Source organism: Streptomyces sp. NPDC040405 (genome assembly GCF_055595765.1).
In genome coordinates this window covers 567,938-575,827 of the sequence record NZ_JBVIVI010000001.1, presented here as the reverse complement: position 1 = coordinate 575,827, position 7,890 = coordinate 567,938, and the positions used below count along the sequence as shown (strand labels likewise).

Below are 7,890 nucleotides of genomic sequence, written 5' to 3'. Positions count from 1 at the left end.
TTTTTTTTCTTCTTTTTCCCCCCCCCCCCCCCCCCCACCCCCCCCCCCCCCCCTCCCCCCCCCCCCTCCCCCCCCCCCCCCCCCCCCCCCCCCCCCCCCCCCCACGCCGTGGACCTGCTTCAGGCGCTGAGCGGGAAGCGGCGGCCCAGTTCGCCGAGGATCGCGCCGTTGAGGCCGTAGGCGTGCTTGCACTCGTCGACCACGCGCTGCTTCTCCAGGTCGTCCACCGGCAGCGCGTCCAGCAGGGCGCGGTACTCCCGCTTGAAGGCGGCCGGGTTGGGGATCGACTCGAAGACGTAGAACCGCACCCCGTCGCCCTTGCGGTCGAAGCCCCACGTCTTCTCGGCCACCCCGCGGACCATCTGGCCGCCGGAGAGGTCGCCCATGGAACGGGTGTAGTGGTGGGCGACCAGCCCGGCCGGCCAGTCCCGCGCGCACTCCTCGATCCGGGCCGCGTACGCCGCCGTGGCGGGCAGCGGCTCCAGACCGGAGCGCCAGCGCGGGCCGCCGAGGTGCGCGAGATCGCGCTCCAGCTCCCCGGTGCGGGCCAGGTCGAGTCGTATGAACGGACCCGCGACCGGGTCCTCGGCGAGCCCGGCCGGGACCGCCTCCAGGGCCCGGTACACGAACCAGAGCTGCTCCGTGTACTGCCGGTACGCGTCCACGCCCAGCCGCCCGCCGAGCAGATCGCCCATGAAGGCCGACCCGGCGACCCGGGTGTGCTGCTCGTGCGAGGCGGCGCGGAGGAGCGCGGAGAAGGGCGTGGGCGTGGCGTCCAAGACGGCCTCCGGGGTAGGTTAGGGCGACCTAACTTCACCCTTTCCCGACGTGCTGTCGGTAAAACCTCCGGCGCTCCGCCCGCTCAGGGGAGCGTCAGGATCTCCGCCCCGGTGTCCGTCACCACCAGTGTGTGCTCGAACTGAGCCGTCCGCTTGCGGTCCTTGGTGACGACCGTCCAGCCGTCCTCCCACATGTCGTACTCGTACGTACCGAGCGTCAGCATCGGCTCGATCGTGAACGTCATGCCCGGCTTGATCTCGGTCGTGTGGTGCGGGCTGTCGTAGTGCGGCACGATCAGGCCGGAGTGGAAGGACGTGTTGACGCCGTGGCCGGTGAAGTCGCGGACCACGCCGTAGCCGAAGCGCTTGGCGTACGACTCGATGACCCGGCCGATGATGTTGATCTTCCGGCCCGGCTTGACGGCCTTGATCGCGCGGGTGAGCGACTCCCGCGTCCGCTCCACCAGCAGCCGCGACTCCTCGTCCACGTCGCCGCACAGGTAGGTGGCGTTGTTGTCGCCGTGCACGCCGTGGATGAAGGCGGTCACGTCGAGGTTCACGATGTCGCCGTCGCGCAGGACGGTGGTGTCCGGGATGCCGTGGCAGATGACCTCGTTGACCGAGGAGCACAGCGACTTGGGGAAGCCGCGGTAGCCGAGGGTGGACGGGTACGCTCCGTGGTCGCACATGTACTCGTGCGCGACCCGGTCCAGCTCGTCCGTCGTCACCCCCGGCGCGATCAGCTTCGCGGCCTCCTCCATGGCCCGCGCGGCGATCCGCCCCGCGATCCGCATCCGCTCGATCGTTTCGGCGTCCTGCACCTCGGGCCCCTCATACGGTGCGGGGCCCTCCTTCCCGACGTACTCGGGCCGTGGGATGGAGGCGGGGACGGGGCGGGTGGGGGAGAGCTTCCCCGGAACAAGGAGTGACTGGCCAGACATATCAGCGAGTGTATCGGCGCCGGATCGGGCACCATGGCCGCGAGGAAGACCGCGGCGTGAAGTATCGAGACGGAGGCCGGGATGGCGCTGTTCAGGAAGGGTCCCGTCGGAAAGCCGGGCGAGTGGTACTACTGCGTCAAGCACCACAAGGTAGAGGAGGGCCCGGAATGCCGGGCGGCGGACCGCCTGGGTCCGTACGCCAGCCGGGAGGAGGCCGCGCACGCGCTGGAGACGGCGCAGGAGCGCAATGCCCAGTGGCAGAACGACCCCCGCTGGCAGGACGACGCCCCGGGGACCTAGGGGGTGTCTCGCCGATCATGCCGGGCTGACCGACAGGACACCCCCTAGCCGCCGTCGGCGTGCTCCTGCTCCTCCGCGTGTTCCGAGGCGGGTTCGGCGGACGGGACCGGGCCCGCGAGCGCGCGGGTGGCGTTCGCCTCGGCCTCGCGTTCGAAGCGGTCGCTGGGGTCGGAGACCCGGAGCCCGGCTCCGTTGTCGGCGCCCGCGACCGGCCCTTCGCGCTGCTGGATCACATGGGTCAGCTCGTGGGCCAGGGTGTGCCGGTCGCCACCGCCGTCACCGAGCACGATGTGACTGCCCGAGGTGTACGCGCGGGCACCCACCTCGGTGGCGGAGGCGCGGGCGGCGCCGTCCGTGTGCACGCGTACATCGCCGAAGTCGGCGCCGAGCCGGCTCTCCATCTCCTGCCGCACCGGCCCGTCCAGCGGGCTGCCGGACCCCCGCAGAACATCGTGGACCGAGGAACGCTGGAGCATGCGCGTGACAGCCGCGTTTCCGGCGGTGCGCTGCAGAGCCGCGAGACCGGCGCCCTCGGCGCCGCCGGCACGCGTCGGCGGCGCCGCCGAAGGGGCGGTCCGGGCGGGCGGCTCGGACTTCTTGCTCTCCGCGTCCGAGATCGAGGCACGGGCTTGCAAACTCGCTCCTTGTGGTGGTTCCGGTGCGATGCCGTCCGCCCAGAGTGCCCACCCCGCCGGACGCCCGAGAGGGCTGAAAGGGAAGACCCGGGGGCACTTCCTCCTGCCCTACCAGCCCGGCGGGGGTGGCGACGTCAACTGGTCGGCGAGGCGGGCCAGACGGTCGCGGAAGCGGCGGCGGCCGGGGCGGGTGGGGAGGGTGTTCTCCCCGGCGGCCGCGCTGACCAGGTGCTGGACCGTGTCGAGGTCGAGGTCGGCGCCCTCGGGGGCGGAGAGCGCGTCGTGGGCCAGGGCGCGCAGTTCGGGGTCGCCGCCGTCGAGGGCGAGGACCGTGGCGCCGCCGCGGCGGGCGTCGTTGACCCGTTCCAGCAGTCCGGCGCCCGGGTCGCCGGGGGTGACGACGAGGAGCGTCTCGCCGCGTCCGGCGGCCTCCAGACGGCCCAGGCCGACCGCGAGATGGGCCGGGACCGCGCGGTCCGCGGGGACCCGGTGGCGGACCAGGGTGGGGGACAGCTCGGGCAGTCCGGACCAGGCGGCCTCGTCGTCGAGGTGCGCGGCCAGGTGCCAGGGTTCGTACTCCTCGCTGCCCACGAGCAGTAATCCGCCCTCGCGCGAGCCCACCGAGGCCCGCAGGGAGCCCGCGAAGCGGCGGGTGGACTGCAACCACTCGGTTCCGGCGAGCACTTCGCGCAGCAGCGCGACCCGTACGGCGTCCATGGCTCCCGGATCCTGCCGTGCGCGAGGGGCCGCCGCCGGGGGAATGGCGGGCGCTCACCCCTTCGAGGGCATTAGCGGCGCGCCGCCGCCACAACTGTTCATTGCGCCGTCTCTTGACGCTCTGTGAGGCAAACCCTATGGTCGCCGGACACAAGGGACGTCCTACGTCCCATTTTTGTGGCTGAGCACTCGATCGATTGCAACGGCGCATCGGGAGGGTCCGCATGGCACGCCCGTACGAGGTTTCCGTCCCGTTCCGGGCTGGGGCCGGGGGATACGCGAGCTACCGCATTCCGGCGGTGGTGGTGACGCGCGCCGGGACGCTGCTGGCCTTCGCCGAGGGGCGGGTGGGGTCCTCCGCCGACCACGGGAACATCGACCTGGTGCTGAAGCGGTCCGCCGACGGGGGCCGGACCTGGGGCGCGCAGCAGGTCGTCGCCCGCAACGGGGACGGAACGGCGGGGAATCCCGCGCCCGTTGTGCTGGCGGACGGGGCCCACGCGGGCCGGGTCGTCCTGGTGCACGTCCGCAGCGCCGCCTCGGCGACCGAGGACCGGATCCGCCGCGGTGAGGTGTCGGCGGCGGACGGGCGGCGGGTGTGGCTGACGGTCAGCGACGACGACGGCGTGAGCTGGAGCGCGGCCCGCGAGATCACCGCGCAGACCAAGCGCCCCGAGTGGCGTTGGTACGCCACCACCCCGGGCCACGCGCTGCGGTTACGCCACGGCGCTCACGCGGGCCGGATCGTCGTACCGGCCAACCACTCCCTCCCCCCGACGGTCCCCGGCGACACCGGCACCGAGGGCCGGTACAACGGCGGGCACGACCTGCTCAGCGACGACGACGGCGAGACCTGGCGGATCGGGTACGTGGACGACAACCCGGACGGCTACATCAACGTCAACGAGACGACCGCCGCCGAACTCCCCGACGGCCGGGTCTACTTCAACACCCGCAACGACGCGACCGCGCCCGGCACCCGCGCCGACGCCTGCTCGTACGACGGCGGCGCCACCCTGGCCACCCCCTTCCGGCCGCAGGCCGGGCTGGTGACGCCCGTGGTCGAGGGCTGCGTGCTGCACCTGGGCGACCCGGACGTCCTGCTCTACTCCGGTCCCGCCGCGCCCGGCTTCCGGGCCCTGATGACGGTGCGGGCGAGCCGCGACGGCGGGGTCACCTGGCAGCCGGCGCACACCGTGGACGGGCTGCCCGCCGCCTACTCCGACCTGGTCAGGATCGATCAGGACACGGTCGGACTGCTCTACGAGACCGGCGACTTCAGCGCCTACTCGACCATCACATTCCGGCGCATTCCGGTGGAGGAGCTGGTATGAGCATGTCAGAGATCATGGGTCCGGGACGGCGTGCCGTCCTCGGCGGAGCGGCCGCCGCGGCGGCCGGGTTCGCCCTCACCGGGTGCGGCGGGGACGACGACGGGGGCGACGAGCCCAAGGGCCGTAAGAAGGGTCAGAAGATCACCCTGTCCTTCTGGTCCTGGGTGCCGGGCATCGACAAGCCCGTCAACCTGTGGAACAGCAAGAACCCCGAGGTCAGGGTCAAGGTCGAGAAGGTGTCGGCGGTCGACGGCGCCCAGTACGCGAAGATGCACGCCGCGATCAAGGCGGGCAACCCGCCAGACCTCGGCCAGATCGAATACCCGGTGGTGCCCAGCTTCCTGATCGACAACGGGCTGCTGGACCTCACCAAGTACGGCGTCGACCGGTACAAGGACAAGTTCATCGGCTGGCAGTGGCAGCAGTCGGTGTTCGGCAAGGGCGTGTACGCCGTACCGCAGGCGTCCGGGCCGATGGGGCTGTTCCTCCGTCAGGACCTGTTCGACAAGTGGGGGATCGAGCCGCCCGCCACCTGGGACGCGTACGAGGCGGCGGCCAAGGCGATACGGAAGAAGGGCGCCTGGATCGAGACGTTCTCGGCGACCAACGGCAACCGCTTCGCTGGCCTCGCCTGGCAGGCCGGGGCCCGCTGGTTCGGCGCCGAGGGCGACACCTGGACCGTCTCGATCGACGACGAGCCGACCCGTAAGGTCGCCGACTACTGGGACGCGCTGGTCAAGGGCAAGCTGATCAAGACCATCCCGGACCGGCAGAACGCCTGGTACAAGGACGTCCAGACCGGCGCCATGGCCTCCTGGCTCGGCGCCAGCTGGGGTGACGCGCTGCTGGTCGGCAACGCGCCCAAGACGGCCGGGAAGTGGCGGGTCGTCCCCATGCCGCAGTGGAAGCGGGGCGAGGCGGCGTACGCCAACTGGGGCGGCTCCACGACCGCCGTCTTCGCCAAGTCCAAGTACCCCAAAGACGCCCTGGACTTCGCGGTCTGGCTCAACACCGACCCCGAGTCGATCAAGCTGCTGATCGAGAACGGCTACGGCACCCCCGGCGCCAAGCAGGGCTACGCCACCTCCGACCTCGACGTCCACAAGGACTTCTTCGGCGGCCAGGCGTACAGCAAGGTGTTCGACGCGGCGAGCAAGGGCGTGGACACCAGCTGGCGGTGGGGCCCGGCCACCGACACCCTCTACCAGCGGCTCGGCGACGCCTTCACGGCGGCCATCGGCGACGGGTCGTCGTTCCGGTCCGTGCTGAAGAAGGTGCAGCGGGACACGATCAGCGACCTCAAGGAAAAGGGCCTGAAGGCGGAGGCCGGATGACGAGCCGGGCGACCGGCGCGGCGGCGGGCGGGGGGACGAGCCGGGTACGCCGCCTCACCCGCGCCGAGGCGCGCGGCGCGCGGGCGGCGGCCGGTTTCCTGCTGCCGTTCCTCGTGCTGTTCCTGCTCTGCTTCATCGCCCCCATCGGCTTCGCGCTCTACGAGAGCCTGCTGAAGGTCGAGCGCACCGGGCCGCTCGGCCTCGGCGGCGAGACCCACGACGTGTGGGCGGGCCTGTCCAACTACACCCACGCCCTCCAGGACGGCCGCTTCACCGCCGGATTCGGGCGGGTGCTGCTCTTCGGCGCGGTCCAGATCCCGGTGATGATCGCGTTCGCCACCGCGCTCGCGCTGCTGCTGGAGGCGGCGTCGGCGCGCTGGGTCGGCTTCTTCCGCACCGCCTTCTTCCTGCCGTACGGGGTGCCCGGCGTGATCGCCTCGATCCTGTGGGGCTTCCTCTACGTACCGGGGATCAGCCCGCTGGTGGAGATGGCGCACTCGGCGGGCTGGGACGTCGACTTCCTCGGCCGCTCCACCGTGCTGTGGTCCATCGCGAACATCGTCACCTGGCAGTTCACCGGCTACAACATGCTGGTGCTGATCGCCCAGCTCAAGGCCGTACCGGGGGAGCTGTACGAGGCCGCGAAGATCGACGGCGCGAGTGCCTGGCAGATCGCCCTGCACATCAAGCTCCCGCTGATCCGGCCCGCCCTCGTGCTCACCACGGTCTTCAGCCTCATCGGCACCCTCCAGCTCTTCGCCGAGCCCAAGGTGCTCAAGCCGCTCAGCAACTCGATCGACTCCGGCTACACCCCCAACCTGGCCGCCTACAACGAGGCGTTCACCAGCAACAACCAGCACATCGCCGCGGCCGAGGCGGTGCTGCTCGCGCTCGTGGCGTGCGTGCTGTCCTTCGGCTTCCTGCGGCTGGTGGGCCAGCGCGGCAGGGGCGGGGAGGACCGGTGAGCGAGGAGAGCCGCCCGGGCGCCGTCCGGCCCCAGCTGCGGTACCGGATCATCACCGTCTCGCTGCTCGCCGTCGCCGCCGTCTACTTCCTCACGCCCGTCTACTGGCTCGTCGTCTCCTCGACCAAGTCCAGCAGCGACCTCTTCGGCACGTTCGGCTTCTGGTTCCACGACCCGGACCTCTTCGGCCGTCTGCGCCAGGTACTGACGTACGACGACGGCATCTACGTCCGGTGGTTCGCCAACAGCCTGATGTACGCGGGCGTCGGCGCCCTCGCCGCCACGCTGCTGTCGGCCGCCGCGGGGTACGCCCTCGCCAAGTTCCGCTTCCCCGGGCGGGAGGGGATCTTCAACGTCATCCTGGCCGGGGTCCTCATCCCCGGCACCGCGCTCGCCCTGCCCCTCTATCTCCTCTTCAGCCGCATCGGCCTGGCCAACACCTACTGGGCCGTCCTCATCCCCAGCATCGTCAGCCCTTTCGGCGTCTACCTCTGCCGGATCTACGCGGCGGCCGCCGTCCCCGACTCGCTGATGGAGGCGGCGCGGATCGACGGGGCGGGGGAGGCGCGGATCTTCTCCACGGTGGGGCTGCGGCTGATGACCCCGGCCCTGGTCACCGTCTTCCTGTTCCAGTTCGTGCACATCTGGAACAACTTCTTTCTGCCGCTGGTCATGCTCTCCGACTCCGACCTCTATCCGATCCAGCTCGGCCTGACCTCCTGGACGGGGTACGCGGACCGGCAGCCGGAGCTGTACCAGTACACGGTCGGGGGCGCCTTCCTGTCCGTACTGCCGCTGATGGTGCTGATGGGCGTCCTCCAGCGGTACTGGCGCACGGGGCTGACGGAGGGGAGCGTGAAGGCCTGACGTGGGCGTGACAGTATCG

Annotated in this window: 8 protein-coding genes and 1 pseudogene; 5 read left to right on the top strand and 4 right to left on the bottom strand. The window is 71.2% G+C overall.

Annotated elements, in window-relative coordinates:
- Positions 1-119: 119 nt before the first annotated feature.
- Together ACZ59A_RS02620 and map are read right to left on the bottom strand one after the other, a co-directional pair.
- Positions 120-779 (bottom strand): biliverdin-producing heme oxygenase, encoded by a 660-nt coding sequence (locus tag ACZ59A_RS02620; RefSeq protein ID WP_470952535.1) that lies wholly within the window; start codon positions 777-779, stop codon positions 120-122.
- Positions 780-862: 83 nt separating this feature from the next.
- Positions 863-1,720: a type I methionyl aminopeptidase gene (gene map, locus ACZ59A_RS02615; RefSeq protein WP_468053660.1), complete on the bottom strand. Its 858-nt coding sequence runs from the start codon at positions 1,718-1,720 to the stop codon at positions 863-865.
- An 81-nt stretch (positions 1,721-1,801) separates the two neighbouring features.
- Between map and ACZ59A_RS02610 the strand changes: the two genes are divergently transcribed.
- Positions 1,802-2,020: a hypothetical protein gene (locus tag ACZ59A_RS02610; RefSeq protein ID WP_468053658.1), complete on the top strand. Its 219-nt coding sequence runs from the start codon at positions 1,802-1,804 to the stop codon at positions 2,018-2,020.
- Between the two features lie 86 nt (positions 2,021-2,106).
- Here ACZ59A_RS02610 and ACZ59A_RS02605 read toward each other — a convergent pair.
- Both ACZ59A_RS02605 and ACZ59A_RS02600 read right to left on the bottom strand, forming a co-directional pair.
- Positions 2,107-2,655, bottom strand: a pseudogene (locus ACZ59A_RS02605) (eCIS core domain-containing protein); the annotation flags it as partial.
- Positions 2,656-2,763: 108 nt separating this feature from the next.
- Positions 2,764-3,372, bottom strand: a complete 609-nt coding sequence (locus ACZ59A_RS02600; RefSeq protein ID WP_470952531.1) for a hypothetical protein — start codon at positions 3,370-3,372, stop codon at positions 2,764-2,766.
- Positions 3,373-3,596: 224 nt separating this feature from the next.
- Here ACZ59A_RS02600 and ACZ59A_RS02595 point away from each other — a divergent pair, with 224 nt between their 5' ends.
- From ACZ59A_RS02595 to ACZ59A_RS02580, 4 genes are read left to right on the top strand one after another with little or no spacing between them, the layout of a single operon-like run.
- The gene (locus ACZ59A_RS02595) at positions 3,597-4,706 is read left to right on the top strand and encodes a sialidase family protein (RefSeq protein ID WP_470952529.1); all 1,110 of its coding nucleotides are present in this window, start codon (positions 3,597-3,599) and stop codon (positions 4,704-4,706) included.
- Positions 4,703-6,040 (top strand): ABC transporter substrate-binding protein, encoded by a 1,338-nt coding sequence (locus ACZ59A_RS02590; RefSeq protein ID WP_470952526.1) that lies wholly within the window; start codon positions 4,703-4,705, stop codon positions 6,038-6,040. The genes ACZ59A_RS02595 and ACZ59A_RS02590 overlap by 4 nt, the downstream gene beginning before the upstream one ends.
- A complete protein-coding gene (locus ACZ59A_RS02585) occupies positions 6,037-7,005 on the top strand; it encodes a carbohydrate ABC transporter permease (RefSeq protein ID WP_470952524.1) in 969 nt (322 codons plus the stop codon). Before ACZ59A_RS02590 ends, ACZ59A_RS02585 begins: the two co-directional genes overlap by 4 nt.
- Positions 7,002-7,871 carry a carbohydrate ABC transporter permease gene (locus tag ACZ59A_RS02580; protein ID WP_470952522.1) on the top strand — a complete coding sequence of 290 codons (870 nt, stop codon included), beginning with the start codon at positions 7,002-7,004 and terminating at the stop codon, positions 7,869-7,871. Before ACZ59A_RS02585 ends, ACZ59A_RS02580 begins: the two co-directional genes overlap by 4 nt.
- The last annotated feature ends 19 nt before the right edge of the window (positions 7,872-7,890 follow it).

Bases quoted from the DNA above. Each gene is read 5' to 3' on its own strand.
- ACZ59A_RS02595 (WP_470952529.1), top strand. From the start codon at position 3,597: ATGGCACGCCCGTACGAGGTTTCCGTCCCGTTCCGGGCTGGGGCCGGG.
- ACZ59A_RS02610 (WP_468053658.1), top strand. From the start codon at position 1,802: ATGGCGCTGTTCAGGAAGGGTCCCGTCGGAAAGCCGGGCGAGTGGTAC.
- ACZ59A_RS02590 (WP_470952526.1), top strand. From the start codon at position 4,703: ATGAGCATGTCAGAGATCATGGGTCCGGGACGGCGTGCCGTCCTCGGC.
- ACZ59A_RS02600 (WP_470952531.1), bottom strand. From the start codon at position 3,372: ATGGACGCCGTACGGGTCGCGCTGCTGCGCGAAGTGCTCGCCGGAACC.
- ACZ59A_RS02585 (WP_470952524.1), top strand. From the start codon at position 6,037: ATGACGAGCCGGGCGACCGGCGCGGCGGCGGGCGGGGGGACGAGCCGG.
- map (WP_468053660.1), bottom strand. From the start codon at position 1,720: ATGTCTGGCCAGTCACTCCTTGTTCCGGGGAAGCTCTCCCCCACCCGC.